The organism is Streptomyces pseudovenezuelae, from assembly GCF_029892565.1.
Lineage (GTDB): Bacteria > Actinomycetota > Actinomycetes > Streptomycetales > Streptomycetaceae > Streptomyces > Streptomyces pseudovenezuelae_A.
The window spans coordinates 12,710-37,388 of the sequence record NZ_JARXVH010000038.1; the positions used below are offsets into that span (position 1 = coordinate 12,710).

Below are 24,679 nucleotides of genomic sequence, written 5' to 3' on the forward strand. Positions count from 1 at the left end.
GACACCATCTTTGTGCACGCGTTCACAAAGACATAGCCTGCTTTCGACGGGGCGGTCTGGGTTCGTGTGACCGCCTACAGCCCCGCTCTACCCGCAGGAGCACCGTGGCAACTGGCCGAACTCACCGACCGGCGACCCGAAGCCGAGGGATTCCCGAGGCCACCGTCGCCAGGCTTCCGCTGTACCTTCGAGCGCTGACCGCACTGTCGGAGCGCTCGGTACCCACGGTCTCCTCCGAGGAGCTGGCGGCCGCCGCGGGGGTCAACTCCGCGAAGCTGCGCAAGGATTTCTCGTACCTGGGCTCCTACGGAACGCGCGGTGTCGGCTACGACGTCGAGTATCTCGTCTACCAGATCTCCCGCGAACTGGGCCTCACCCAGGACTGGCCGGTAGTGATCGTCGGCATCGGAAATCTCGGTGCCGCCCTCGCCAACTACGGCGGTTTCGCCTCCCGCGGGTTCCGGGTCGCCGCGCTGATCGACGCCGATCCGGCGATGGCCGGCAAGCCCGTCGCGGGCATTCCGGTGCAGCACGCGGACGAGCTGGAAAAGATCATCGAGGACAACGGCGTGTCCATCGGGGTGATCGCCACCCCCGCCGGTGCCGCCCAGCCGGTGTGCGACCGGCTCGTGGCCGCCGGGGTCACCTCCATCCTGAACTTCGCGCCGACGGTGCTGACCGTCCCGGACGGCGTCGACGTGCGCAAGGTCGACCTCTCCATCGAGCTGCAGATCCTCGCCTTCCACGAGCAGCGCAAGGCCGGCGAGGAGCGCGCGGCCGAGGGCACCGGACCGACCGCCGCCACCCGCGGCAAGGAGTCCGCGAAGCAGGGGCCCGACGGGGACGTCCCCGCCGTGATGCCGGCATGAGTCTCCTCGTCGTCGGGCTGAGTCATCGCAGCGCGCCGGTCAGCGTCCTGGAGCGGGCCACGCTGCACGCCGACGCCCAGATGAAGCTGCTGCAGGACACCGTCGCCGCCGAGCCGGCCACCGAGGCCGCGGTTCTCGCCACCTGTAACCGCATCGAGCTGTACGCCGACGTGGACAAGTTCCACGCGGGGGTCGCCGAGCTGTCCACGCTGCTGGCCCAGCACAGCGGGGTCGGCCTGGAGGAGCTCACTCCTTATCTCTACGTCCACTACGAGGACCGGGCCGTCCACCACCTGTTCTCGGTGGCCTGCGGCCTGGACTCGATGGTCGTCGGCGAGGGCCAGATCCTCGGCCAGATGAAGGACTCGCTGGCCAAGGCGCAGGACCTGCACACCGCGGGCCGCCTGCTCAACGACCTCTTCCAGCAGGCCCTGCGGGTCGGCAAGCGCGCCCACTCCGAGACCGGCATCGACCGTGCGGGCCAGTCCCTGGTCACCTTCGGCCTGGAGCAACTGGCCGCCGGCGGCGACGTACAGGACTGGGCCCGCGGTAAACGGGCCCTGGTGATCGGCGCGGGCTCGATGTCCTCGCTGGCCGCGGCGACACTCGCGCGCGCCGGGGTCGCCGAGATCGTGATCGCCAACCGCACCGCCGACCGCGCGCAGCGCCTCGCGCAGATCCTCACCGAGGCCCCCGACCTGGACGTGCTGGCCCGCGCGGTACCGATGGACTCGGTGCCGTACGAGCTGACACGTGCCGACGTCGCGGTCTCCTGCACGGGGGCGACGGGCCTGGTCCTGCTGACGGAGACGGTCGCCGAGGCGGTGGCGGGGCGGGTGGCCGCGCCGGGCGCGGGGCTGCCTTTCGGCGTCGACGGGGTGCCGGCCGCCGATGCGCCGGGTGCGACGGACGGTGGATTGTCGTCCGCCGGCCGCACTGCGGGTGCCGGCTCCGGGGGTACGGCCGTGTCGGCCGCGTCCGCCGTGAGCGCCCCGTCCGTATCCTCCCCGGCGACCGGCCTGCCGGCCGCCTCCGGCGAGACCGGCTCGTCCGGTGCCTCCGCCACCCACGAACTTCCGCCCACCAGCCTCGGTGCCGAGGACGGTTGTCCGCTCGATCTGCCCGCCGTGCCGGCGACCGCCGGGTTCTCCGTGCTCGGGGAAGCCGCCGTGGTCGGCATGGGTGCCGCCGAGCTGGAGCAGCACGCGGCCTGGGTGGACAACGCGCCTCGGCCGCAGACCTCCGCCTCCGGTCCGCAGGGACTCGTACTCGACCCCGCCGAGGACGCCGACGCCATCGCGGCGCTCGCGGCCACGGCGGCGCTGGTCGGACGGATCCCTGAGCGCCGTAAGCCCGAACCGGTCGTCGAGCCGCCGCGGCCCGCGCCCGTCCTCTTCCTTCTCGACCTCGCGATGCCCCGTGACATCGACGCGGGCGCGCACCGGCTGGCCGGGGTGCGTCTGGTCGACATCGAGTCGCTCGCCGAGGCCTCCGCGGACGCGCCGATGGCCGCCGACGTCGACGAGGTGCGCCGGATCGTCTCCGACGAGGTCGAGGCGTTCGGCGCCGCGCTGCGGGCCGCGCACATCACGCCGACCGTGGTCGCCCTGCGCACCATGGCCGCCGATGTGGTCGCGGGCGAGATCGCGCGCCTTGAGGGCCGGCTGCCCAGCCTGGACGACAAGCACCGCGCCGAGATCACGCAGACCGTGAAACGCGTCGTCGACAAGCTGCTGCACGCGCCGACCGTGCGGGTCAAGCAGCTCGCGGCCGAGCCCGGCGGCGCCGGATACGCGGACGCGCTGCGCACCCTGTTCGACCTCGACCAGGAGACGGTGGCCTCCGTCTCCCGCGCCGAGCGCGCCGACGAAGGCGCCGACGACGACCCCCAGTACAGCAAGAACCGAGGGCCAGCATGACTGACAAGGCACTGAGGCTCGGGACCAGGCGAAGCAGACTCGCCCTGGCCCAGTCCGGGCAGGTTGCGGACGCCGTGAGCCAGGTGACCGGACGGCCCGTGGAGCTCGTAGAGATCACGACCTACGGCGACACCTCCCGCGAGCACCTCGCGCAGATCGGCGGCACGGGAGTCTTCGTGACCGCCCTGCGGGACGCGCTGCTGCGCGGCGAGGTCGACTTCGCCGTTCACTCGCTCAAGGACCTGCCGACCGCGCAGCCCGCGGACCTGGTCCTGGCCGCCGTACCCGAGCGCGAGGACCCGCGTGACGTGCTCGTCGCCCGGGACGCGCTGAAGTTCACCGACCTGCCCCGCGGGGCGCGCATCGGGACCGGTTCGCCGCGTCGCATGGCGCAGCTCAACGCGTACGCGCGCAGCCACGGACTGGACATCGACACCGTGCCGGTCCGCGGGAACGTGGACACGCGGATCGGATACGTCCACGACGGCGAGCTCGATGCCGTCGTACTGGCCGCCGCCGGGCTCACCCGGATCGGCCGCATCGACGAGGCGACCGACTTCCTCTCGATAGACACGGTTTTGCCCGCTCCCGGCCAGGGAGCACTGGCGATCGAGTGTGCCGCGGACAACGCGGACCTCGTCGCGACGCTCGGTGAGCTCGACGACCCGTTCACCCGGGTCGCCGTGACCGCCGAACGGTCACTGCTCGCCGCCCTGGAGGCCGGCTGCAGCGCACCTGTGGGTGCGCTGGCCGACCTGCTGGCCGACGGGCAGATTGTCAAGGAAATGCGCCTGCGCGGGATAGTCGGCACGACCGACGGTTCGCGTACGGTGCAGCTGTCCACCACCGGTCCCGTGCCCGAGACGCATGACCAAGCACTGGCGCTCGGTCGCGAACTCGCCGCCGAGATGCTCGCCCAGGGCGCGGCCGGTCTGATGGGGGAGCAAGCCAAGTGAGCCCCACCACTCTTCCCGCCGGTCCGGAACACGGGCACGTCACCTTCCTGGGTGCCGGACCCGGGGATCCGGGACTGCTGACTCTGCGCGCCGTAGAGGCGCTGACGCACGCGGACGTCCTGGTGGCCGAGCACGAAGTGCTGGCCGTGGTACGCACGCATGCCAGGCAAGGCGTGGCCGAAGTGCACACGGACGGGGGTCCTTCGTCGGACCCGTCGCCGGGCACGGGCACGCCTCAGCTCACGGTTGTTGACAGTGCGTCAACAACCGCTGGGGTCCCCGCGGTACGGGATGCCGCACATCTTGTCATGGAGGCCGCGCGGGGCGGCAGGCGGGTCGTGCGTGCGGTGTCCGGGGACCCCGGACTTGATACGTACGCCGCCGCCGAAATGCTCGCCTGCGCCGCGGCCGGTGTTCCCTTCGAGGTCGTGCCGGGTGTCGCGACGGCCGTCGGCGTACCCGCGTACGCCGGTGTTCCGCTGCGCGACGCCGAGGGCGCGGACGTCCGGTTCGTGGACGCCCGCAGCGCCTCCGACCGGTGCTGGACGGAGGTGGGTGCCTCCGACGGGACGGTGGTCGTGTCGACGACGCTCGACTCCGTCGGCGCCGCGGCCGGCGAACTGGTGTCCGCAGGCCGCAAGCCGGACACCCCGATGACGGTCACGATCGCCGGCACGACCACTCGTCAGCGGACCTGGACCGCCACCCTCGGCACGATCGCGCTGACGCTGAAGCAGGCCAAGGCGCTGCCCTCGCCGGAAGGCGGCCGGCCGGTGATAGCCGTGGTCGGTGAGCGGTCCGCCGCCGCGCAGCGCGACCAGTTGTCGTGGTTCGAGTCCAAGCCGATGTTCGGCTGGAAGGTGCTCGTGCCGCGGACGAAGGAGCAGGCGGCTTCGCTCTCCGACCAGTTGAGGTCCTACGGGGCCGTGCCCTACGAGGTGCCGACGATCGCCGTCGAGCCGCCGCGGACGCCGCAGCAGATGGAGCGGGCCGTGAAGGGGCTCGTCACCGGGCGCTACGAGTGGATCGCGTTCACCTCGGTCAACGCGGTGAAGGCGGTGCGGGAGAAGTTCGAGGAGTACGGGCTCGATGCCCGTGCCTTCGCGGGGATCAAGGTCGCCGCGGTGGGGGAACAGACGGCCAAGGCCCTTGTCGCCTTTGGTGTGAAGCCGGATCTGGTTCCCAGTGGGGAGCAGTCCGCGGCCGGGTTGTTGGAGGACTGGCCGCCTTATGACCCGGTCTTCGACCCGATCGACCGTGTCTTTCTGCCGCGTGCCGATATCGCCACCGAGACGCTTGTCGCCGGGCTTATCGAGCTTGGGTGGGAGGTGGATGACGTGACCGCGTATCGGACCGTGCGGGCGTCGCCGCCGCCGGCGGAGACTCGGGAGGCGATCAAGGGGGGTGGCTTCGACGCCGTTCTCTTCACGTCCTCGTCCACTGTGCGGAATCTGGTGGGTATTGCCGGTAAGCCGCACAACGTGACGGTGATCGCTTGTATTGGGCCGGCTACCGCGAAGACTGCCGAGGAGCATGGGCTGCGGGTGGATGTGATGGCTCCTGAGCCGTCCGTGCACAAGTTGGCTGAGGCTCTGGCCGAGTTCGGGCTGCGGCGGAGGGCTGCCGCCTTGGAGGCCGGGGATCCTGTTACCCGGCCCAGTGAGCGGCGGCCCGGGGCCAGGCGTCGTCGGACGACTTGAGGTGAGTGGGGGCGGGCGTCCGTGGGGGCTGCGCCCCCACACCCCGCTTCGGCCCTGAAGGGGCCTCGTCCTCAAACGCCGGACGGGCTGGATTTTGCGGCCTGCGCCGTGCCGACGGCTGGGGTGGCCTGGACTGGACCGACTTGGCGTCGGCAAAGAGGCCCCTGAGTCGGGCGTAGCGTAGGTGTTATGACGAAGTACGGTTCTTTTCCCGGCAGCCGTCCTCGGCGGTTGCGTACTACGCCCGTCATGCGCCGCATGGTCGCGGAGACGCGGTTGCATCCGGCGGACTTCATTCTTCCGGCGTTCGTGCGTGAGGGCATTGGTGAGCCCGTGCCGATCGGGGCCATGCCCGGGGTCGTGCAGCACACGCGGGACAGTCTGAAGAAGGCCGCGGCGGAGGCCGTTGAGGCCGGGATCTCCGGGATCATGCTGTTCGGGGTGCCGGAGGAGAGCAAGAAGGACGCCCTCGGGACTCCCGGGACCGATCCGGACGGGATTCTGCAGGTTGCTCTGCGGGATGTGCGCGCCGAGGTCGGCGATGAGTTGTTGGTGATGTCCGATCTCTGTCTCGACGAGACCACCGATCACGGGCATTGCGGGGTGCTGGACGCCGAGGGGCGCGTCGACAACGACGCCACCCTTGAGCGGTATGCCGAGATGGCTCAGGTGCAGGCTGATGCCGGGGCTCATGTGGTGGGCCCGAGCGGGATGATGGACGGGCAGATCGGGGTCGTCCGGGACGCGCTCGATCAGATCGGGCGGGAGGATGTCGCCATCCTCGCCTACACCGTGAAGTACGCTTCCGCCTTTTTCGGGCCCTTCCGGGAAGCCGTCGGGTCGTCGCTCAAGGGTGACCGGAAGACGTATCAGCAGGATCCCGCCAACGCGCGTGAGTCGATGCGGGAGTTGGCCCTGGACCTGGCGGAGGGGGCCGACATGGTGATGGTGAAGCCGGCCGGGCCCTACCTCGACATCCTCGCGCGGGTCGCGGACTCGGTGGACGTGCCGGTGGCCGCGTACCAGATCTCCGGTGAGTACTCGATGATCGAGGCCGCCGCCGAGAAGGGCTGGATCGATCGCGACCGGGCCATCCTGGAGGCCCTGACCGGCATCAAGCGGGCCGGTGCGCAGAACATCCTCACGTACTGGGCGACCGAGGTGGCACGGAAACTGCGTTGAGCGGGGCGGATGTTCTGCAACGGATCGAGATCGTCCCGGCTTCGGATCGGTGACCAACCGGCAACGGTATGTGCTCGGTTGGGACACGGGCCGAACTCGGGCCGGAAGCCGGTGGATGTCCGGCCGGGGTCGGGGTCGGGACTGTTGATGGATCTGTCCTGAAATCGGCCAACCAAAGTGGGGGTTGGGTGGGTTGCGCCCCCTGTCCGGCCTCTCCCGCCGCGCCGATCAACCGAATTGACGTGAAGTCAACGCGCTCCATACCTTCTGCGCCTGGCCTGATCCATTTCGGACGGCACGGACGTCGATCCCAGGGGGACGCAATGAGTTGGTTCATCGAGGCGCTGAAGAAGTACGCGGTGTTCAGCGGGCGCGCGCGCCGCAAGGAGTACTGGAACTTCGCGCTGTTCGTCGGGATCATCTACATCGTGCTGCTCGTCATCGCGCTGGCGTCCAAGCAGACGGCCCTGCTGGGCCTCGCGGGCGCCTTCTACCTCGGCGTCCTGATCCCCAGCCTGGCCGTCGGCGTGCGCCGGCTGCACGACACCGGCCGCTCCGGCTGGTGGCTGCTGTTCGGGATCGTGCCGATCGCCGGTGCCATCACCCTGCTGGTCTTCGCGTGCTCGGACAGCACCCCGGGCCCCAACCAGTACGGCCCGAACCCGAAGGAAGACGCGCTGACGTACGCCGCCGTCTGATCCTCGCTCAGTGCCCAGAGGCCGTCCGGTTCATCGACCGGGCGGTCTCTTGCGTGTGCTGTCCTGCCGAAGGCTGCTCGGCCGACCGGGACTTGGCCGGCCCCTCGTCCCGGATGCCCTCGCCGTCCCGGCAGCCCGTCAGCGTGAGCGCGGTGAGCGCCGTGAGTACGAGGGCGGTGGCGGCGCGGCGGCGGGCGCGGTGGGCTCGGACGGACATGACGGTACGGGCCTCCTGGGCGGTGGGGTCGAGCCCCCAGCCGGGGGGAGTCGGCTGGGGGGAACTCCAGACTGCGCGGTGACCGGCCCCCGGCGCCATGATCCACGGGCAACTCGGGACGCCCGAGCGGCGGGACGGGTGCTGACCTGCGGGGACGTCGTGTCCCGGCGGTGCGGTACGGGACGCGGGAGACGGTGGAATCCGGTGCCGAGCGCTGTCCGGTGCTGTCCGGGCGCTGTGCGGGCGCCCGCTGGGCACCATCAAGTGCCGGGTGGAGTTAGGTTGTTGACCGCTACTCGTCCGTCGAATGTGTTTGGACAACTGGAGACTCTCATGTCCGGTGACGCCCTCAGTCAGGATCCCGCGGAGCTGAGAAGGAGGATCGACACCACGAAGGCGCACTCGGCCCGCGTCTACGACGTCTTCCTGGGCGGCAAGGACAACTACGAGGTGGACCGCGCCGCCGCGGCCGCCGCGCTCGCCGCCAACCCGCGTGGCTACCTCGACGTACGGCACAACCGCGACTTCCTGCGGCGCGCGGTGACCCACCTGGTCGAGGAGCGGGGCGTACGGCAGTTTCTGGACATCGGCACCGGTCTGCCCACCGGGGAGAACGTCCATCAGATCGCCCAGGGGATCGATCCGGGCGCGCGGGTCGTGTACGTCGACAACGACCCGGTGGTGCTGACGCACGCGCGGGCGCTGCTCACCAGCGGGCCCGAGGGGCGTACCGACTATGTCGACGCCGACCTGCGCGAACCGGCCCTGATCCTCGAACAGGCCGCCAAGACGCTCGACTTCGACCAGCCGATCGCCCTCGTGCTGGTGGCGATCCTGCACTTCATCGAGGCCGAGCAGGCCTACCCGCTGGTGCGGGACCTGGTGGCGGCGCTGCCGGCCGGGAGCCACCTGGTGATCAGCCACCTCACCGACGAGATGCACCCCGAGCCGACGCGGGCGGTCCAACGGACGTACACCGAGCGCGGTTTCACCTTCGTGTTCCGCACCAAGGACGAGGTCGAGCGGTTCTTCACCGAGACGCCCGGCATCACCCTGGAGGAGCCCGGTGTGCTGCCCGTCCACCAGTGGCACCCGAACCCCGCACCCGCTCCGCCGACCGTCGATCCCGAGTACTTCGAGTCGCTCGACGACATCGAGAAGATCCGCTACCGGGACATCAACGACGTCACGGACGACGACATCAATGTGTACGGAGCGGTGGGCCGGAAAGACTGAGGCGCGGCCGTTGAACCGGCCCGCGGGGCCTCGCGTTCGTACTGCGTGACGCTGAGTTGGAAGTATTTGATCACGCAAACATATACTCGCGAGGCCATGCGGTCGGCGAGGGGGTTGCACACGCCGTTCCGGAAGGGTTTTGCTGTTTCCGCGGCGATATGGATGTCATCCACCCTTGGAAGGAAGTGCCGTGGCACCGGTGCTCGTTGGACTCGAAGGTCTGCTGGCGGGAGAGCGCATCCCGGTACTCGACACCCGCGTCACTTTCGGGCGCAACGCGGGCAACACCGTGGTCATCTCCAGCCTGAGTGTCTCCCGTTTCCACGCGGAGATCGTCTTCGACCAGGACACGGGATACGTGCTGCGGGACCTCGGCAGCAGCAACGGCACGCTGGTCAACGGCGAGGAGGTGGAGTCCCGGCTGCTGCAGCCCGGTGACGGGATCACCATCGGCGACCAGGAGTTCCGCTTCGAGGTGGCGGACGCCATGCAGACCCTCATGGCGCTCAACCTGCCCCGGGCCGTGACGCACCCGGAGGAGAACGACGGTTCCGTCCTGCGGGTCACCGTCGTCGGCGGCGGCCCGGTCGGCCTGTCCATGGCGCTGCTGCTGGAGCACTTCCTCGGGTCCATGGTGCAGGTCACCGTCTACGAGGGCCGGTGGCGCAAGCAGGGCCGAACAGTCGTGTGGAAGAGCCAGGACGAGGGCAACGTGCGGCGCCAGCAGGTGGTGACCGTGCAGAGCCGGCAGTACCTCGCCTGGCCGGAAGAGGTGCAGGCGCGGCTCTTCGTCCCGGAGCACTACACCGAGATGTGGCCGTCGGGCCCGGACTCGGTCGGCGACCACCACCCGCGCAACATGCGGATCGCCTACATCGAGGACCGGCTGCTGGAGCTGGCCAACGAGAAGCGGGACCGCATACGGCTGATACCGGCCCGGTTCGACCCGGCGGAACAGCAGGAGGCCCTCGCCACCCAGCATGTGCTCGCGATCTGCGACGGCGGGCGCTCGCGCACCCGGGACCACTTCGCGGCGCGGTTCGGCAAGGCCGACGAGTCCATCTACTCCCTCGACGGTTTCCATCTGCGGGACGTCGTCCTCGGTCTGCGCGTGAAGTCGGGGCTGTCCGACCCGATGGCGGTCCTGCTGACGGTCGCGCAGAACCGGTTCCTGCTCAACTCGCTGCGCGGCGAGGGCTTCCTCAACATGCGGCTGACGGACACCGAGTTGACCGAGGTCATCGGCATCGACCCGGTCCGCCGGGTCTTCGAGGAGTGCATCGCCTCCCGGCCGTGTCTGATGAACCGCGACGAGCACGGCGACTTCCAGTGCTCCACCCACGGCACGCTGTTCCTGCCCGCCCTGGTCAAGGGCTCGGCCCTGTGGAAGCGGGTGCACGAGGGGCTGCGGCTGTTCGCCGTCGAGGACGGGGACCTGAGCGCGGTCACCAGTTTCCGCCTCGACATGGTGCAACGGCCGCGTTTCTCCGCGGAGTTGCTGCCGCCGACCACCAACTCGCCCGGCACCTACGGCTTCCTCCTCGGGGACGCCGCCAACTCCATCCACTTCTGGCCGGGCCGCGGCCTCAACAGCGGTCTGGCGTCCGCCGTCTCGCTGGCCCGCTCCCTCAACAGCGCGTGGAACGGGCGGCCCTTCCGGGACGCCGACTTCCTACGGCACGAGGCCGCGATGTCGATGCTCCAGTACCGGCACAAGAGCCGCGCCTGGAAGGCGATGGTCACCACCGACGACCAGGGCGTCACCTGGGCGATCAAGGACATCATCGACCACGGCATCGACGGCATCACCGAGGAGCCGGACCGCGAGGCGGACACCACGACGCTGTTCGAGCGCATGAGCGCCATCCGCGACCGGCTCGCCCCGCGCCTGCCCGGCATGCCGGACGACGAGGCGATCCTGGAACGGCTCCAGACCCTGGAGTCCAAGACGCTGCGCATGCTCGTCCTCAGCGGCGCCTGGGACACCCTGACCATGGGTGGCGAGGAGGTCGACATCGACATCTTCTACGGCCAGGACTCCTCGGCGGCGGCCGCGGCGGTGGAGGCGTTGGAGCCGGTCACGCAGCAGTGATTTCGTAGGGTGGGGGCATGTCCGACAGCGGCGCCTTCGACCTTGACCAGTACCTCGCGCACATCGGGTGGGAGGGGGAGCGGCGGGCCGACCTGGCGACGCTGCGGGGTGTGCACCTCGCGCACATGCGGGGCATCCCGTTCGAGAACCTGGACGCGCTACGGCGTACCGCTCCCTCGCTCGAACCGGCCGATCTGATGGCCAAGTTGGTGCACGGCCGGCGCGGCGGCTACTGCTACGAGCACAACACGCTGCTCGCCGGAATGCTGGAGGCCCTGGGCTTCGGGGTGACCCGGCTGGCGGCGCGCGTTGTCGTGGGCACGGACCGGATCGAGAGCCGGCCGCGCACCCACATGACGCTGCTCGTCGAGGTGCCGGGCGACCCGCAGCCGTACCTCGCCGACGTCGGCTTCGGGGCGATCGGCGCGCTGCTGGAGCCGGTGCCGCTGGCGGTCGGCGTGGAGTCGCACGATGCCGGGCGGCGGCACCGGTTCGTGCATCTGCCGCAGCGGGGGCCGCTGGAGCTGTGGATGCTTGAGGCGTACGCCGGGGAGAAGGGGGAGAAAGGGGAGCAGGACGGGGGCTCCTGGCTGGCGCAGTACGCCTTCACCCTGGAGCCCTTCGAGCGCGTCGACTTCGAGGTCATCAACTGGCACATCGCCACGAATCCGCGGTCGCCCTTCACCCAGCGTCTCTTCGTCCAGCGCGTCGCCGCTGGCCGCCATCTCCTGCTCCACGGCAGCCTGTTGACCGAGACGCGGGCCGACGGCGAGGTGCGCGAGCGGGAGGTGGCAGACGAGGCGGAGGCGCGGCGGGTCCTGGAGGAGGAGTTCGGGATCGAGGCGCCTGACGGGATGACGTTGCTGGTCTGACCTGGTGGGTCGGCTCAGCTCAGTCCCACCAGAAGTGCCAGGTCGGCCGGTCGATCAGCTTCTGGGCGTACGTCTCCAGGTCGCCGATGTCGTCCGGGCAGAAGACGAAGTGTTCGGCGGCCACTTCCTCGGCCTCTTCGAGGGTGGCGGGCGGGGCCGCCACGGACACGAGGAGTGAGTCGAAGCCGAGGGCCACGAGCCGTATGCCGAAGCGGTCTTCCCAGGAACGGAGGACCGCGCAGAGACGGGCCGTGTCGCTCTCGTGGTGGGCGGGGCCCATCCAGCCGATGGCCGCGGGGATGTCGGCGCTGCGGCGGGCCGGTACGAGGGCGATGTGCGGGTCCGTAACCACCCCGCCGTCCGCGAGGGAGTCGGCGATCTCGGTGGCGCGCTCGTCGGGATCGGCGGTCGGGGTGAGGGGTTCGGCGAGGCCGGGCCACTCGTCGCCCTCCTCGGTGTACTCCTCCCAGAGCTCCTCCAGCACCTCGTCGGCGTCGTGGTCTCCGGGGTAGGACATCTCGTCGGGAGCCAACTCCCACTTCTCCGGCCCGCCGTGGCCGCCGCCCAAGTCGAGGACGACCGGGAGCAGGCCGGCCGACGGTGCCGTGCGCCGCAGTGCGGACCAGGTGCCCGGTATCGCCCGCTCGTCCGCGAGCCACAACAGCGGCTCGTGCCACGGGCCTTCGTCTGTCTCGTCGATCAGTCGGCCGGGCGGGAGCGCGAGACCGAGGGACGCGAGCCTCGGCAGCGGGTTGGGAAGTGTCGCCATGCCACCGACTTTAAAGGCGACCACTGACAACCGGCCGCGGCACCGGGATCAGCCGCCGGGACCGGGCAACGGCTGCGGCAGACCGGTGCGTGAAGGCTCGCGCACCGGTCTGCCGTGTTCCCCCGTTCCCCCGTGACGACCGGACCTGTTCGCCGCGTATGGCAATCCGGTCGCTCCGCCCATACTCCGTGCGCCGGGCGGCAGTCGCGATGGTTTCGGTTCTGACCGAATCGTGTGAGGTGCGGATGCCTACGCGTCCCGCAGCACGCCCGCGACGACCGCCGTCACCGTCCGCCGGACCGCCGCCCGCTCCGGGGGTCCCGCCTCCCGGTCGGCGAAGAGGAGGTGCGCGGCGCCGAGCAGGGTGGGGGCGAGGACGGTGACGTCGGTGTCGGGGGCGAGGCGGCCCAGGTCGCGTTCGGCGGTGAGGTAGGCGGCGAGCAGCGCGGAGGCCTCGCCCATGAGTGGGATGCCGGTCGAGCCGGCCGCGCGCAGCCGGGCGCGGAGTTCGTCCCGCGAGATCACGAGGCTCACGACCGCGACACCGACCGGGTCGAAGACGTCGATCAGTACGCCGGTGAGGTGCTCGGTGACGGAGCCGGTGCCGGCGGCGGCGCGCAGGGTGTCCGCGAGGGCGTCGAGCCGTCCGACGCGGTCGAGCACGAGCTCGGCGAGGAAGGCGTCGAAGTCGGCGAAGTGCCGGTGCAGGACGCCTTTCGCGCAGCCCGCCTGATCCGTCACGGCCCTGCTGGTCAGGGCGTTCGGCCCGTCCCGTACCAGGATCCGCTTGGCGGCGTTGAAGAGTTGCCGACGCGGGTCCTGCATGGCCACGCCTGTTGGCATACCGGTGTCCGTTTCCTCGCATTGACGAGTGGGCGTGTGCCCACCCATAGTGGGCGCATGCCCACTCTACCGTCTTCAGGGGATCAGCCCCATGACCGCCGGGACATCGCGGAGTCCTTCGGCACGGATGCGGAACGCTACGACCGGGCCAGGCCCCGCTATCCCGACGCCCTGATCGAGCGGATCGCCGGCGCGGGGTCGCGCGTGCTCGACGTCGGCTGCGGTACCGGGATCGCGGCGCGGCAGTTCCAGGCGGCCGGTTGCGCCGTGCTGGGCGTGGAGCCCGACCCGCGCATGGCCGGCCTCGCGCGGCGGCACGGGGTCGAGACCGACGTGTCCACCTTCGAGGAATGGGAGCCGGAGGGGCGGGAGTTCGACGCGGTCGTCGCCGGGACGGCCTGGCACTGGGTCGATCCCGTCGCCGGAGCGGAGAAGGCGGCGCGGGTGTTGCGGGCGGGTGGGTTGCTGGTGCCCTTCTGGAACGTGGCCCGGATTCCGCCCGACCTGGCCGAGGTCATCGCGAGTGCGTGTGAACGGGCGTTGCCGGAGGTGCCGTTCGACTTCCGGGCCGCGATGGCCCAGCAGACAGCCGAGCCGTATCAGCCGCTGCTCGACAAGGCGGCGGAGGGGGTGCGGGCTGCCGGTGGGCGGTTCGGGGAGCCTGAACAGTGGCGGTACGACTGGGAGTTCACGTATACGCGGGACGCGTGGTTGGACGTCATGCCGACGCAGGGGGCGTTCACGCGGTTCCCGGCGGAGAGGCTCGCGCCGGTGCTGGAGGCGGTGGGCGCGGCCATCGATGTGCGGGGCGGTGCGTTTGCGATGCCCTACGCGACGATGGCGGTCAGCGTGCGGCGCAGTCAGCGGTGAAGGCGGCCCAGGCGGCGGGGGTGAGTTGGAGGGTGGGGCCCGTGGCCGCCGGGTTCTTGGAGTCGCGGATGTGGATGGCGTGGGTGGAGGTGGCGACCTCTAGGCATTGGCCGCCCTCGCTGCTGCTGTAGGTCGACTTGAACCACTGAAGTGTGGTGCTCATTGCTCTCCTAGCAGACGGCCCAGCAGGCTTTGGGAATCCTCGATCGTGAGGGCCTGCGTTCGCAGCATCGCATACTTGCGGGTCAGGATGGACACCTCATCCAGGTCGGAAACCCACTGGCTGCCGCGCTGCGACTCGGTGTATGCGAGCTGCTGGTGGTCGGGTGTCTCCAGGAGGGTGAAAGGGCCTGCGTCCCCCGCGTGCGAGGTGCGGTTCAGCGGCAGGATCTGCAAGGACAGACCGGGGAGTTCGGACTGCTCGCGCAGGAATCGCAGTTGGGCGAGGTGCGTTCCGCGCCCGCCGGTCGGCATGAGCAGTGCCGGTTCCCAGACGACGAAGCTGAGTGTCGGCGGGATCTTGCGGTGCAGGATCTCCTGACGGCCGAGACGGGCCGCGATCTTCATCTCCAGCTCGTCGGGGTCGAACGTGGGGACGCGACCGCTCAGCAGCGCACGGGCGTATGCCTGGGTTTGGAGCAGGCCGGGGACGACCAGGGTGTCGTACCAGGACAGGGCGATGGCCTCGCGCTCGTGCTGCACGTACAACTCGGCGAACATCGGGAACTGATCGATCTCCGGCAGGTTCTCAAGGCCGACGACCAACATGCCCTTCGCGTCCAGGATTTCCTCCAGCAGCGCCGCCAGATCCGGCTTGAGTGCTCGTCGGCCCTGTTCGATGGACGCGATCGTCTCCTCTTCGATCCCCACCAGGACCGCCAGCTCACGCTGGGTGAGGCCCGCCGCACGGCGAGCGGCTCCGACCTGTGCGCCGAGCATCTTCATCGCCGAGAGGTTCTTCTTCCGCGGAAGTTTCCTGGAGTTCATGCCGGTCAACTCCCCCTGCGTTCTCGTACACGACCTCGCACGAACCCGTACAAAAAATCTGTACGGGTTGACGCGGTGATCTACGCTAGTGACTCTGCGCGACATTCATCCCGTGAATGCCGCAACCGAACTCCCCTACCAGCGTGATCAGTTCTACGCCCGCCACCGCCGCTCCGTCCCCGCCGCCCGGCACTTCGCGCGCTGGTCCCTGATCCACTGGGGCCTCGCCGACTGGGCACGCGCCGACGACCTCGTGCTGTGCGTCAGTGAACTGACCACCAACGCCGTCCTGCACGGCGCCCCGCCCGGCCGGGGCTTCCTGCTGCGTGTGCGGTACGACGGTGACGTGCTCCGCGTCGAGGTGCACGACGGCGGGACCGGCGTTCCGAGGGTCGCCGACGAGCCGGACGAGGGCGGTCGCGGACTGTTCCTCGTCGCCACGCTGTCGGACAAGTGGGGCGTGGGGGAACGGGACCTCGGCAAGGTGGTGTGGTGCGAGTTCGCGTGCGCGGGCTGAGCGGGAGGCTCTCCCGCCTGCTTGCCTGCCTGCCTACCGCACCCGCCCGTTGACGCACTCCGTCCGGGCGTCCGGCGTCGACGGTACGAAGCAGGCGTGGACGGCCGCTCCGGGGCGGGTCACCGCCATCATCGTGTAGACGTACGCGTCGGTGTCCGCGCGGTTCTTGACCTCGGCGTCGCCGTCGCCCGGGGTCACTTCGAGGCGGTCGCCGAGGCGGGTGCCCCACATCCGGGCCCAACTCGTGCCGCAGGCCTTGCTGTAGCGCACTTCCACCCAGGCGCCGGTGGCCGTGTGGTACTGGGCGAGGGTGGTGGGCGCGACGGCGCACTTCAGGTGCATCGGGTCCTTGCCCGCGCACGCGGAACCGTGGCACAGCGGGACGATCGCGGTCGGGGAGGCGGAGGGGGCCCGTTCCTCGCCCTGACGGGGGAGGAGGACGAGGGCGACGGTGACGATTCCCGCGACCACGGCGCTCAGGGTGGCGAGGACGGCCAGGGCAAGTGCCGTTCGCCGGTGGCCGGTTGTCGCCGGGTCGGCTTCCTCCCGTGGTGAAGGTTCCGCTGGTGGGGGAGGAGGGAGTTCTTCTGGTGGTGGCTGCTGCCGGTGCTCCTCGCGGGCCCTGCCGCCCCACTCCGACTCCGCTATCTCCCACAGCGCTATGCAGCGGCCGTCCGGTTCGCCCGTGAGGCGGCACAGTTCCTCCACCGCCGGACGCGGCGGCAGGGTCTTGCCGTTGAGGTACCGCTCCCAGGACGACTTGCTGTACGTGGTCTTCGCGGCGAGGCCCGCCAACGTCAGGCCGCTCCGCTCCCTCAACTCCCGGAGCGCGGCGGCCAGTCGGGCGCCTTCCGGCGAGAGCGGTCGGGTCATCCGCGCAGGGCCTTCCAGGTGTGCGGTCCGATCACGCCGTCCACCACCAGGCCCGCGCGCTTCTGCAACTCCTTGACCGCCCGCTGCGTGAGCGGGCCGAAGATCCCGTCGATGCCCCCGGGCGAGATCCCCGCCCTACGTAACAGACACTGCGCCTCCGCCACGTCCGCGCCGGCATTGCCGTACGCCAGATTGACGTCCCAACTGCGGCCCAGGCCCGCGAACCAGTGCCCGTCGTCCTTCTTCAGCCGACAGGTGTACGCCGGTTGCGCCGCCGGCGCGGACGAGGTGGGCGCGGTGCGGGAGGCCGGGGCGGTCTTCGTGGTCTCGTCGTCGTGCAGCCGTACCGCCAGCAGGACGGCGGAGGAGAGGGCGAGGACCAGGGCCACGGCTCCCGCGACGAGCGCGATGTGCAGGGAACGGACGCCTGTGGGGTGGGCGGGGCTGGGGGTCACCACGACCGCCAACTCGTCCGGTGAATCCGGTGACTTGGGTGACTCGGGCTGATCGGGCTCGTGTGCCGGGTCCGCTCGGCGGTTCTCCCACGCCTCCGCGGCCACCTCGCGGAGCGCGAGCAGGCGTACCGGGTCGTCGCCGGCGATCTTGGCCAGTGCCTCGACGGCCGGTGCGGGCGGTAGGGAACGGGCGCCCAGATACCGCTCCCAGGACTTCGGGCTGTACTCCGTGCGCGCCGCCAACTGCCGGACACTCAGCCCGCTGTGGTCCTTCAGCCGGCGTAACCGCACGACCAACTGCCGGATCCGCGGGTCCAGTTCCGCGGGCAGCGCCTTCCAACGCGACATGTGCCCCCCCACTTCGCGTTCGGGGACCGGAATCAACCGGTCCCTGCGCGTCGCATTCTGCATCACTGACACCTCATCGCACGCCCATTCGGTTGCAGAGCGCGGAGGGAATCGGCCATGGTCCGCGACGGACCGCCGGCGTCCCGTCCCGCCGTCCCGGACGTCTGTGTCCTCGCAGGTCAGGGGAAGTGACGTCCCGCAGAGACGTCACTTGCGCGCCATTCGTGGCGAGGTGCCCCCGGTGGACCGCAATCTCGTTCCAGCACGACGGCCGACAACCTGAAAGAGGAACGCATGCGATCGAATGTCGTGGCCAGGCCCCTGTGAACCACACCGCCGTCGCCGGTATCGCGATCGAGGGCACCGCGTCAGCCTCCCCCCGGCTTCCCCGCGCGGGCCGCCTTCGCACAGGCGTCCGACGACTCGAACCAGACGGTGTGGAACAGGTCAACGGGGCCTGTGCCAACGGCATGTGAGCTGTGGTGGCCGAGATGCGACCGCGGGCTGTCCCCCACGGGGGAGGGACAGCCCGCGGTTTTCCCGTTGCCAGGGTGGTCCCCCGTGATCCCGTTACCGTGGAGGTGTGGACGACCGACGGGGACGGGCGACGGGCATGGCCGACGGGCCGCTGCTCGCACAGCTGCATTTCGGGCGCGAGGATGCCGAACGGGACGTGACGGACGGCCTGTTGCTGCGCGGCGGGTTTCTGCCCAACGCCGCGTACCGGGGTGCGCTCAGCGGGCGCAAGATGCTGATCATCGGGCGCAAGGGGTCCGGCAAGAGCGCCATCTGCATGCAGCTCAAGGCGGACGGCGCCGGCCACTACGCCGGGACCGAACTGATCCCGCCCGACGAGACCGCGGGTGAGGAGATCCGGCGCTTCGAGTTGCAGGGGCTGCCCGGGGACTCGGCGAAGGCGCTGATCTGGCGGTACCTCTTCGCCGTGTACGCGGCCCGGCACTTGGTGGCCCACGCGAAGGACGCGCACGGGTACCGGCCCGACTCGGTGAAGGCGCTGGCACGCTTCCTGAAGCAGAACGGCGAGTCGGCGGACGGGCGGTTCGGGGACCGACTCGCGCAGGCGGCCAGGGGGTTGCAGACCTCGCTGTCCCTGGAGGCGTTCGGGTTCAAGGCGGGACTGGATCTCGCGCAGTCGCCGCTGTCCGAAGGGGCCCAGGCCACCCGGCAGTTGGACGTCGTTGAGCAGGGCGTGGCGCAGGCCTTCGCCGACCTCGGCTGCGGTGATCTCGACGCCGGTGGTCTCGACGGCGGCGAGGAGCACGGACCGCTGCTGCTCATGGTCGACCAACTCGAACTGGTCTGGTCGGCCGAGACGGACAGCAACTCCATGGTGATCGGGCTGCTGTTGGCAGCGAAGCACGCGGCGAGCCTCTACGGTCGCGCCGTGAGCGTCCTGCTGTTCCTGCGCGCCGACATCTACGACTCGCTGCACTTCGGGGAGGGCGACAAGTTCCGCGGCGACGAACTGCGGATCGCCTGGACCGAACAGGCCCTGCGGGACCTGGCGTTGGCGCGGGCGCGGGCGTCAGCCGGGGCGGAGTTGACGCCCGAGATCCTGTGGGGAGACCTGTTCCCGGCGGAGGTCGAGGGCGAGGAGACCGCCACCTACCTCTTCCGCCGCTGCCTGCCACGCCCCCGGGACGCGATCCAGTTCCTCAACCTCTGCCAGGAGACGGCCTCGTTGATCAACGGCCGGGACCGGATCACGGAGGCGGACGTCGTACAGGCCGGGCGGCAGTTCTCCGACTGGAAGTTGAAGGACCTGGCGCTGGAGTACCTGGTCGCGCACCCCTTCCTGAAGCACCTCTTCCCGCTCTTCCAGAACACTGGATACGTCGTGACCCGGACCGTCCTCGGCACCCGTTTCGAGGCGGCGGCCGAGTCACTGCACCGCCTGTTCCCCGCGTACGCCGACGCGTTGACGGTCCACGGTGTCGTCGACGTCCTCTACGCGGTGGGCTTCCTCGGCGTGCGCCGCGGCAACGACGTGGTGTTCGCCGGGGGCGACGACCTGCCCGCGCAGTTCCACGAGACGGAGTTCCACCTCCACCCGTGCTTCCGGGCGGCGCTCGGCGCGACCAGCGCGATCGACCTACGGCACTTCGAGATCGACGCGGCGGTCGGCCGGGTCGTTCAGGGCGGCAACCAAGGGGGCTTCAACGACGGCGGGTTCACGTCCGCGCCCACCCGCGACCATCGCCTCGTCCAGGAACTCCGCCGCTCCTGCCACTCGATCCTCGCCCAGACCAGCCGAGCGGTGAGCCTGGCGCAGGGCGCCCGTGACGAGATCACCCAGCAGATCAACCGGGTCCTCGGAGAGGTCAACGTCCTTCCGTCGGGGGCCGGTTCGACCTACGACCTGGCGGACCACGTCCTCCTCACCGCCCGCTACTTCGACACCCTCGCCGCACAACTCCTCGCGGGCGGGATGGACGACTCCACGGGGGCGGGGGATGTCGTACGCCGGGTGCAGGAGGAGGCACGGCGACTGCGGCGCCAGGCGGCCGGGTCCTACGGCAGTTCGGGCAGCTCGGCGGGACCCTGACGGAACACCGCGTAGGGCCGGTTCGGCGGGCAGACCGGGCCGCCCGCCGAACCGGCCCACGGGTCAGAGCTTCTCGGGCGTCCTGATGCCCAGCAGCGCCATCCCCCGGTGCAGCGTGCGGGCCGTGAGGTCCACCAGGAACAGGCGGTTCTCGACGACCTCCGGCGCGTTGTCCGGGGACAGTACGTGGCACTGGTCGTAGAACGTCGTGAGGGTGGAGGCCAGTTGGTAGAGGTACGCCGTCAGCTTGTGGGGGGCGTACTCCTTGGCCGCCTCCGCGACCACCTCGCTGAACTGGTCCAGATGCAGACCCAACGCGCGCTCCGCCGGGGCCAGTTCGAGCTCCGGGTGGGCAACCGGCCGGGCCTCGCCCGCCTTGCGGAGGATCGACTGGATACGGGCGTACGCGTACTGGAGGTACACCGACGTGTCGCCGTTGAGCGACACCATCTGGTCCAGGTCGAACTTGTAGTCCCGTACGGCGGACGTCGACAGGTCGGCGTACTTCACCGCGCCGATGCCCACGTACCGGCCGTTGTCGACGATCTCCTGCTCGGTCAGGCCCACCTTCTCGGCCTTGTCCCGGACGACCGCGGTGGCGCGCTGGACAGCCTCGTCGAGGAGGTCCTCCAGCTTCACCGACACGCCCTCACGCGTCTTGAACGGCTTGCCGTCCTTGCCGAGGATCGTGCCGAAGGCCAACTGGTACGCCGTCACGTCGTCGTTCAGCCAGCCGGCCCGCCGCGCGGTCTCGAAGACCATCTTGAAGTGCAGGGACTGGCGGACGTCGACCACGTAGAGGAGCGAGGTCGCCTTGAGGTTGAAGACCCTGTCCCTGATCGCGGACAGGTCCGTCGCCGCGTAGCCGTAGCCGCCGTCGGACTTGCGGACGATCAGGGGGACCCGGTTGCCGTCCGGGCCCTTGATGTCGTCGAAGAACACGCACAGCGCGCCGTCCGAGATCTCCGCGACCCCGGACTCCTCAAGCAGCCGGCACGTCTCGTCCAGCATGTCGTTGTAACCCGACTCGCCGACGATGTCCGCGTCCCGGATCTCCATGTCCAGCTTCTCGAAGACGGAGAAGAAGTAGATCTTCGACTCGTCCACGAACTTCTGCCAGGCGGCCAGCGTCTGCGGGTCGCCCGCCTGGAGGTCCACCACCCTGCGGCGCGCCCGCGTCTTGAACTCCTCGTCGGAGTCGAAGAGTTTGCGCGCGGCCTTGTAGAGGCGGTCGAGGTTCGACATCGCCTCCTCGCCGGAGATCTCCGCACCGTCGGCGCTCTTGTGGTCCAGCTCGCCCGGGTGCTCGTCCAGGTACTGGATCAGCATGCCGAACTGCGTTCCCCAGTCGCCGATGTGGTGCCGCCGGACCACCGACTCGCCCGTGAACTCCAGGAGTTGGACCACCGCGTCACCGATCACCGCGGAGCGGAGGTGACCGACGTGCATCTCCTTCGCCACGTTCGGCTGCGCGTAGTCGATGACCGTCGTGCCGGGGTGCTCCGCGAGGGGCACGCCGAGGCGGGCCGTGTCGTCGGCGTAGCGCGCCGCCAGGGTCTCGGTGATCGCCCGGTCGGAGATCGTGATGTTCAGGAAGCCGGGGCCGGAGACCTCGATGTCCTTGATCACGTCACCGGCGACCACCTGGGCCACGACCTGCGTCGCCAGCTCCCGCGGGTTCGCCTTGGCCTTCTTCGCGAGTGCCAGGATGCCGTTCGCCTGGAAGTCCGCCCGGTCGCTACGTCGCAGCAGAGGGTCCGCGTCCGCCTCCGGCAGGGTTGCCGAGAGGGCGTTCGCGAGGCGCTGGTGGACTAGGTCGGTGAGCGACGTGACCGAGGTCATGGGGTGGGAGCCGTTCTCCTCGTGGGTTTGGTAGACACGGCCAGTATCCCATGGAGGGTAAAGCCAGTTTTTCGGGTGCGTCCCGGTGGGGGCCGGTCGCGCCCCGCGGCGGAGCCGCATATCGATACAGCCCCGCGCCCCTTTGGAGGCGGCTGCGCCGCCATCCAAAAGGCGTTTTCGTGGATGTGGGCTCGCCTGGGACAATAGAACGGTCAGTCGTGCGACCGTACCGGCTGCCCCGTGCCAGAAAGAAGGACGTGCCGATCGTGGCTCAGAGCACCGAGACCACCGACTGGGTCTCCCGTTTCGCGGATGAGGTCATCGAGGAGTCGGAGCGTCGGGCCCCCGGCAAACCCGTCGTCGTCGCCTCTGGGCTCTCCCCCTCCGGTCCCATCCACCTCGGCAATCTGCGCGAGGTCATGACCCCGCACCTCGTCGCCGACGAGATCCGGCGGCGCGGCCGGCAGGTCCGGCACCTCATCTCGTGGGACGACTACGACCGCTACCGCAAGGTGCCGGCCGGTATCGCGGGCGTCGACGAGACCTGGGCCGAGCACATCGGCAAGCCGCTGACCTCCGTCCCGGCGCCGAAGGGCTCCGCGTACCCGAACTGGGCCGAGCACTTCAAGGTCGCGATGGTCGAGGCGCTGGCCGAGCTGGGCGTGGAGTTCGACGGGATCAGCCAGACCGCGCAGTACACCTCCGGGGTGTACCGCGAGCAGATCCTGCACGCCATGAAGCACCGCGGCGACATCGACGCGATCCTCGACCAGTACCGGACCAAGAAGGCCCCGGCCAAGCAGTCCCAGAAGGCGGTCGACGAGGCCGAGTTGGAGGCCGCCGAGGGCTCCGGCGCGGCCGGCGAGGACGACGGCGCCTCCGGTTCCGCCGGCTACTTCCCGTACAAGCCGTACTGCGGCAACTGCGAGAAGGACCTCACCACGGTCACCGCGTACGACGACGAGACCACCGAGCTGACCTACACCTGCACCTCGTGCGGCTTCTCCGAGACCGTCCGGCTCAACGAGTTCAACCGCGGCAAGCTGGTCTGGAAGGTCGACTGGCCGATGCGCTGGGCCTACGAGGGTGTCGTCTTCGAGCCCAGCGGGGTCGACCACTCCTCGCCCGGGTCCTCGTTCCAGGTCGGCGGGCAGATCGTCGGGATCTTCGGCGGCAAGCAGCCGATCGGGCCGATGTACGCGTTCGTCGGCATCTCCGGGATGGCGAAGATGTCGTCGTCGCGCGGCGGGGTGCCCACGCCCGGCGACGCCCTGAAGATCATGGAGCCGCAGCTCCTGCGCTGGCTCTACGCCCGGCGGCGGCCCAACCAGTCCTTCAAGATCGCCTTCGACCAGGAGATCCAGCGGCTCTACGACGAGTGGGACAAGCTGGACGGGAAGGTGGCGGACGGCTCCGCGCTGCCCGCCGACCTCGCCGCGCACTCCCGAGCGGTGCGTACGGCGGGCGGTGAACTGCCCACCACGCCCCGGCCGTTGCCGTACCGCACGCTCGCGTCCGTCGCCGACATCACCGCCGGGAACCAGGACCAGACGCTGCGCATCCTCGGCGAGCTGGACCCGGCCAACCCGCTGTCCGCCCTCGACGAGGTACGGCCCCGGCTGGACAAGGCCGAGGCCTGGATCAACACGCACGTGCCCGCCGACCAGCGGACCATCGTGCGTGACGAGCCCGACGCCGAGCTGCTGAAGTCCCTCGACGAGGCGTCCCAGCAGTCGCTGCGGCTGCTGCTCGACGGGCTTGAGTCGCACTGGTCGCTGGACGGCCTGTCGCACCTCGTCTACGGCGTGCCCAAGGTCCAGGCCGGCTTCTCCGCCGACGCCGGGCCCAAGGAACTGCCCGCCGAGATCAAGACCGCCCAGCGCACCTTCTTCGCCCTGCTCTACCAGCTGCTCGTCAGCCGCGACACGGGTCCGCGACTGCCCACGCTGCTGCTGGCCGTGGGGCAGGAGCGGGTGCGGGCCCTGCTCGGGGAGTAGTAACTCGTGCTACGACGACGGGGCCCCGGTGCTGATCAGCACCGGGGCCCCGTCGTCGTAGAAGAACAGAGAGGAACCGCTTACGCGATGTGGTCTTCCTGGAGTTCCGCCGTGTGGCGGTTGGTGAAGCGGTTGACCATGCGCTCGGCCTCGCGCTGCGGGAGCGTGATGCCGTACGTGGCCTCCACGTCACCCCGGAACTGGCCGCCGGTGGGGTAGCTGCCGTCTATCGACTTCTTGAAGATGAGGTAGTAGTCGTCCTCGGCCGGCTCCGTGCCGCCGCCCGCACCCATCTCACGGGTACGGCCAGGTCCTGCCGGGATCGGGAAGGTGCCGGTGTCCTCCGGAGAGGGTTCCGGGACCGGCGGCTCCTCGTACTGCTGCGGGCCCTCGTACTGCTGGGGAATCGTCTGCTGCTCGAAGCGCCGCCGCTCCTGGAACCGCTGCTGTTCCTCGAAGCGCTGCTGCTCCTCGAACTGCTGCTGGGACTGGAACTGCTGCTGGGCCTGGAGCTGTTCGGCCTGCTGCTGTTCCTCGTACCACTGCGCGTCCGCGACATCCGGGTCGAAGTTCGGGTCGTAGCCGCCCTGGTAGGCGATGGACTGCGGGTCGCGCGAGTGGAGCCACGGGTTCTGTTCCTCGGCCGCGGGGCCGTCGGCGTAGGCCTGCGACTGCTCGGGGGGCCGGTTCGCCTCGGGGGCGGGGAGCTGGTCGCGGACGGGCGCCTGGTTGTTCTGTACGGCGGCGGGTGCCGTCGGCTCCGGCGCCGCCTCCAACTGCGGGGCCGGGGGCAGGAGTACGGGCTCGATGCCGGCGGCGGCGAGACCGGCGGGCGCGGTCTGGGCCAGCGGGACGCCGTAGCGGGCCAGGC

Annotated in this window: 21 protein-coding genes and 1 pseudogene; 13 read left to right on the plus strand and 9 right to left on the minus strand. The window is 70.1% G+C overall.

Translation table 11 applies throughout. The annotated features are described in order from the left end of the window. Positions 1 to 104: 104 nt before the first annotated feature. The 6 genes from M2283_RS49535 to M2283_RS49560 all read left to right on the plus strand — a co-directional run bounded on the left by M2283_RS49535 (position 105) and on the right by M2283_RS49560 (position 7,324). Positions 105 to 869 carry a redox-sensing transcriptional repressor Rex gene (locus M2283_RS49535; protein ID WP_280883217.1) on the plus strand — a complete coding sequence of 255 codons (765 nt, stop codon included), beginning with the start codon at positions 105 to 107 and terminating at the stop codon, positions 867 to 869. After that, on the plus strand, positions 866 to 2,788 hold the full coding sequence (locus tag M2283_RS49540) for a glutamyl-tRNA reductase (RefSeq protein WP_280883218.1): 1,923 nt from the start codon (positions 866 to 868) through the stop codon (positions 2,786 to 2,788). The genes M2283_RS49535 and M2283_RS49540 overlap by 4 nt, the downstream gene beginning before the upstream one ends. Next, a complete protein-coding gene (gene hemC, locus M2283_RS49545; RefSeq protein ID WP_280883219.1) occupies positions 2,785 to 3,744 on the plus strand; it encodes a hydroxymethylbilane synthase in 960 nt (319 codons plus the stop codon). Before M2283_RS49540 ends, hemC begins: the two co-directional genes overlap by 4 nt. Beyond that, a complete protein-coding gene (locus M2283_RS49550) occupies positions 3,741 to 5,444 on the plus strand; it encodes a uroporphyrinogen-III synthase (RefSeq protein WP_280883220.1) in 1,704 nt (567 codons plus the stop codon). The genes hemC and M2283_RS49550 overlap by 4 nt, the downstream gene beginning before the upstream one ends. A gap of 189 nt (positions 5,445 to 5,633) precedes the next feature. Beyond that, on the plus strand, positions 5,634 to 6,626 hold the full coding sequence (hemB, locus tag M2283_RS49555) for a porphobilinogen synthase (protein ID WP_280883221.1): 993 nt from the start codon (positions 5,634 to 5,636) through the stop codon (positions 6,624 to 6,626). 323 nt (positions 6,627 to 6,949) lie between these two features. Next, positions 6,950 to 7,324: a DUF805 domain-containing protein gene (locus tag M2283_RS49560; protein ID WP_280883222.1), complete on the plus strand. Its 375-nt coding sequence runs from the start codon at positions 6,950 to 6,952 to the stop codon at positions 7,322 to 7,324. Positions 7,325 to 7,331: 7 nt separating this feature from the next. Here M2283_RS49560 and M2283_RS49565 read toward each other — a convergent pair whose 3' ends face one another. Then, the gene (locus M2283_RS49565; protein ID WP_280883223.1) at positions 7,332 to 7,541 is read right to left on the minus strand and encodes a hypothetical protein; all 210 of its coding nucleotides are present in this window, start codon (positions 7,539 to 7,541) and stop codon (positions 7,332 to 7,334) included. A 333-nt stretch (positions 7,542 to 7,874) separates the two neighbouring features. Between M2283_RS49565 and M2283_RS49570 the strand changes: the two genes are divergently transcribed. The 3 genes from M2283_RS49570 (at position 7,875) to M2283_RS49580 (ending at position 11,741) form a co-directional block, all read left to right on the plus strand. Next, on the plus strand, positions 7,875 to 8,777 hold the full coding sequence (locus M2283_RS49570) for an SAM-dependent methyltransferase (RefSeq protein ID WP_280883224.1): 903 nt from the start codon (positions 7,875 to 7,877) through the stop codon (positions 8,775 to 8,777). Between the two features lie 190 nt (positions 8,778 to 8,967). Then, positions 8,968 to 10,869 carry an FHA domain-containing protein gene (locus tag M2283_RS49575; protein WP_280883225.1) on the plus strand — a complete coding sequence of 634 codons (1,902 nt, stop codon included), beginning with the start codon at positions 8,968 to 8,970 and terminating at the stop codon, positions 10,867 to 10,869. 17 nt (positions 10,870 to 10,886) lie between these two features. After that, a complete protein-coding gene (locus M2283_RS49580; RefSeq protein WP_280883226.1) occupies positions 10,887 to 11,741 on the plus strand; it encodes an arylamine N-acetyltransferase family protein in 855 nt (284 codons plus the stop codon). 19 nt (positions 11,742 to 11,760) lie between these two features. Here the strand turns inward: M2283_RS49580 and M2283_RS49585 are convergent, their stop codons facing one another. Continuing rightward, positions 11,761 to 12,510, minus strand: a complete 750-nt coding sequence (locus M2283_RS49585) for a DUF4253 domain-containing protein (RefSeq protein WP_280883227.1) — start codon at positions 12,508 to 12,510, stop codon at positions 11,761 to 11,763. 249 nt (positions 12,511 to 12,759) lie between these two features. Next, positions 12,760 to 13,353, minus strand: a complete 594-nt coding sequence (locus M2283_RS49590; RefSeq protein WP_280883228.1) for a TetR/AcrR family transcriptional regulator — start codon at positions 13,351 to 13,353, stop codon at positions 12,760 to 12,762. Between the two features lie 57 nt (positions 13,354 to 13,410). Here M2283_RS49590 and M2283_RS49595 point away from each other — a divergent pair, with 57 nt between their 5' ends. Continuing rightward, positions 13,411 to 14,223, plus strand: coding sequence for a class I SAM-dependent methyltransferase (locus tag M2283_RS49595; protein ID WP_280883229.1), 813 nt, complete (start codon positions 13,411 to 13,413; stop codon positions 14,221 to 14,223). Here the strand turns inward: M2283_RS49595 and M2283_RS49600 are convergent. Then, complete coding sequence (locus tag M2283_RS49600) at positions 14,198 to 14,386, minus strand: DUF397 domain-containing protein (RefSeq protein ID WP_280883230.1); 189 nt, start codon at positions 14,384 to 14,386, stop codon at positions 14,198 to 14,200. The two genes, M2283_RS49595 and M2283_RS49600, sit on opposite strands and share 26 nt — an antisense overlap. Then, positions 14,383 to 15,210: a helix-turn-helix domain-containing protein gene (locus M2283_RS49605; protein WP_280883231.1), complete on the minus strand. Its 828-nt coding sequence runs from the start codon at positions 15,208 to 15,210 to the stop codon at positions 14,383 to 14,385. Before M2283_RS49605 ends, M2283_RS49600 begins: the two co-directional genes overlap by 4 nt. 112 nt (positions 15,211 to 15,322) lie before the next feature. On the opposite strand from M2283_RS49605, the gene M2283_RS49610 reads away from it, so the two are divergent. Further along, positions 15,323 to 15,727, plus strand: a complete 405-nt coding sequence (locus M2283_RS49610; RefSeq protein ID WP_280883232.1) for an ATP-binding protein — start codon at positions 15,323 to 15,325, stop codon at positions 15,725 to 15,727. A 33-nt stretch (positions 15,728 to 15,760) separates the two neighbouring features. On the opposite strand, the gene M2283_RS49615 is transcribed toward M2283_RS49610, so the two are convergent. Both M2283_RS49615 and M2283_RS49620 read right to left on the minus strand, forming a co-directional pair. Further along, positions 15,761 to 16,600 (minus strand): helix-turn-helix domain-containing protein, encoded by an 840-nt coding sequence (locus tag M2283_RS49615; RefSeq protein ID WP_280883233.1) that lies wholly within the window; start codon positions 16,598 to 16,600, stop codon positions 15,761 to 15,763. Next, positions 16,597 to 17,403, minus strand: a complete 807-nt coding sequence (locus M2283_RS49620; RefSeq protein WP_280883234.1) for a peptidoglycan-binding protein — start codon at positions 17,401 to 17,403, stop codon at positions 16,597 to 16,599. Before M2283_RS49620 ends, M2283_RS49615 begins: the two co-directional genes overlap by 4 nt. A 613-nt stretch (positions 17,404 to 18,016) precedes the next feature. Here M2283_RS49620 and M2283_RS49625 point away from each other — a divergent pair. After that, entirely contained in the window at positions 18,017 to 19,969 is a 1,953-nt protein-coding gene (locus M2283_RS49625; RefSeq protein WP_280883237.1) for a P-loop ATPase, Sll1717 family, read from the plus strand. 63 nt (positions 19,970 to 20,032) lie between these two features. On the opposite strand, the gene argS is transcribed toward M2283_RS49625, so the two are convergent. Then, complete coding sequence (gene argS / locus M2283_RS49630; RefSeq protein WP_280883235.1) at positions 20,033 to 21,811, minus strand: arginine--tRNA ligase; 1,779 nt, start codon at positions 21,809 to 21,811, stop codon at positions 20,033 to 20,035. Between the two features lie 257 nt (positions 21,812 to 22,068). Between argS and lysS the strand changes: the two genes are divergently transcribed. Further along, positions 22,069 to 23,808: a lysine--tRNA ligase gene (lysS, locus tag M2283_RS49635; RefSeq protein WP_280883236.1), complete on the plus strand. Its 1,740-nt coding sequence runs from the start codon at positions 22,069 to 22,071 to the stop codon at positions 23,806 to 23,808. A gap of 80 nt (positions 23,809 to 23,888) precedes the next feature. Here lysS and M2283_RS49640 read toward each other — a convergent pair. After that, positions 23,889 to 24,679: pseudogene (locus tag M2283_RS49640) on the minus strand (DUF2637 domain-containing protein); the annotation flags it as partial.

Bases quoted from the DNA above. Each gene is read 5' to 3' on its own strand.
- M2283_RS49620 (WP_280883234.1), bottom strand. From the start codon at position 17,403: ATGTCGCGTTGGAAGGCGCTGCCCGCGGAACTGGACCCGCGGATCCGG.
- M2283_RS49580 (WP_280883226.1), top strand. From the start codon at position 10,887: ATGTCCGACAGCGGCGCCTTCGACCTTGACCAGTACCTCGCGCACATC.
- argS (WP_280883235.1), bottom strand. From the start codon at position 21,811: ATGACCTCGGTCACGTCGCTCACCGACCTAGTCCACCAGCGCCTCGCG.
- M2283_RS49585 (WP_280883227.1), bottom strand. From the start codon at position 12,510: ATGGCGACACTTCCCAACCCGCTGCCGAGGCTCGCGTCCCTCGGTCTC.
- M2283_RS49540 (WP_280883218.1), top strand. From the start codon at position 866: ATGAGTCTCCTCGTCGTCGGGCTGAGTCATCGCAGCGCGCCGGTCAGC.
- M2283_RS49595 (WP_280883229.1), top strand. From the start codon at position 13,411: ATGCCCACTCTACCGTCTTCAGGGGATCAGCCCCATGACCGCCGGGAC.
- M2283_RS49565 (WP_280883223.1), bottom strand. From the start codon at position 7,541: ATGTCCGTCCGAGCCCACCGCGCCCGCCGCCGCGCCGCCACCGCCCTC.
- M2283_RS49600 (WP_280883230.1), bottom strand. From the start codon at position 14,386: ATGAGCACCACACTTCAGTGGTTCAAGTCGACCTACAGCAGCAGCGAG.
- hemB (WP_280883221.1), top strand. From the start codon at position 5,634: ATGACGAAGTACGGTTCTTTTCCCGGCAGCCGTCCTCGGCGGTTGCGT.
- hemC (WP_280883219.1), top strand. From the start codon at position 2,785: ATGACTGACAAGGCACTGAGGCTCGGGACCAGGCGAAGCAGACTCGCC.
- M2283_RS49560 (WP_280883222.1), top strand. From the start codon at position 6,950: ATGAGTTGGTTCATCGAGGCGCTGAAGAAGTACGCGGTGTTCAGCGGG.
- M2283_RS49615 (WP_280883233.1), bottom strand. From the start codon at position 16,600: ATGACCCGACCGCTCTCGCCGGAAGGCGCCCGACTGGCCGCCGCGCTC.
- M2283_RS49605 (WP_280883231.1), bottom strand. From the start codon at position 15,210: ATGAACTCCAGGAAACTTCCGCGGAAGAAGAACCTCTCGGCGATGAAG.
- M2283_RS49625 (WP_280883237.1), top strand. From the start codon at position 18,017: ATGGCCGACGGGCCGCTGCTCGCACAGCTGCATTTCGGGCGCGAGGAT.
- M2283_RS49570 (WP_280883224.1), top strand. From the start codon at position 7,875: ATGTCCGGTGACGCCCTCAGTCAGGATCCCGCGGAGCTGAGAAGGAGG.
- M2283_RS49590 (WP_280883228.1), bottom strand. From the start codon at position 13,353: ATGCCAACAGGCGTGGCCATGCAGGACCCGCGTCGGCAACTCTTCAAC.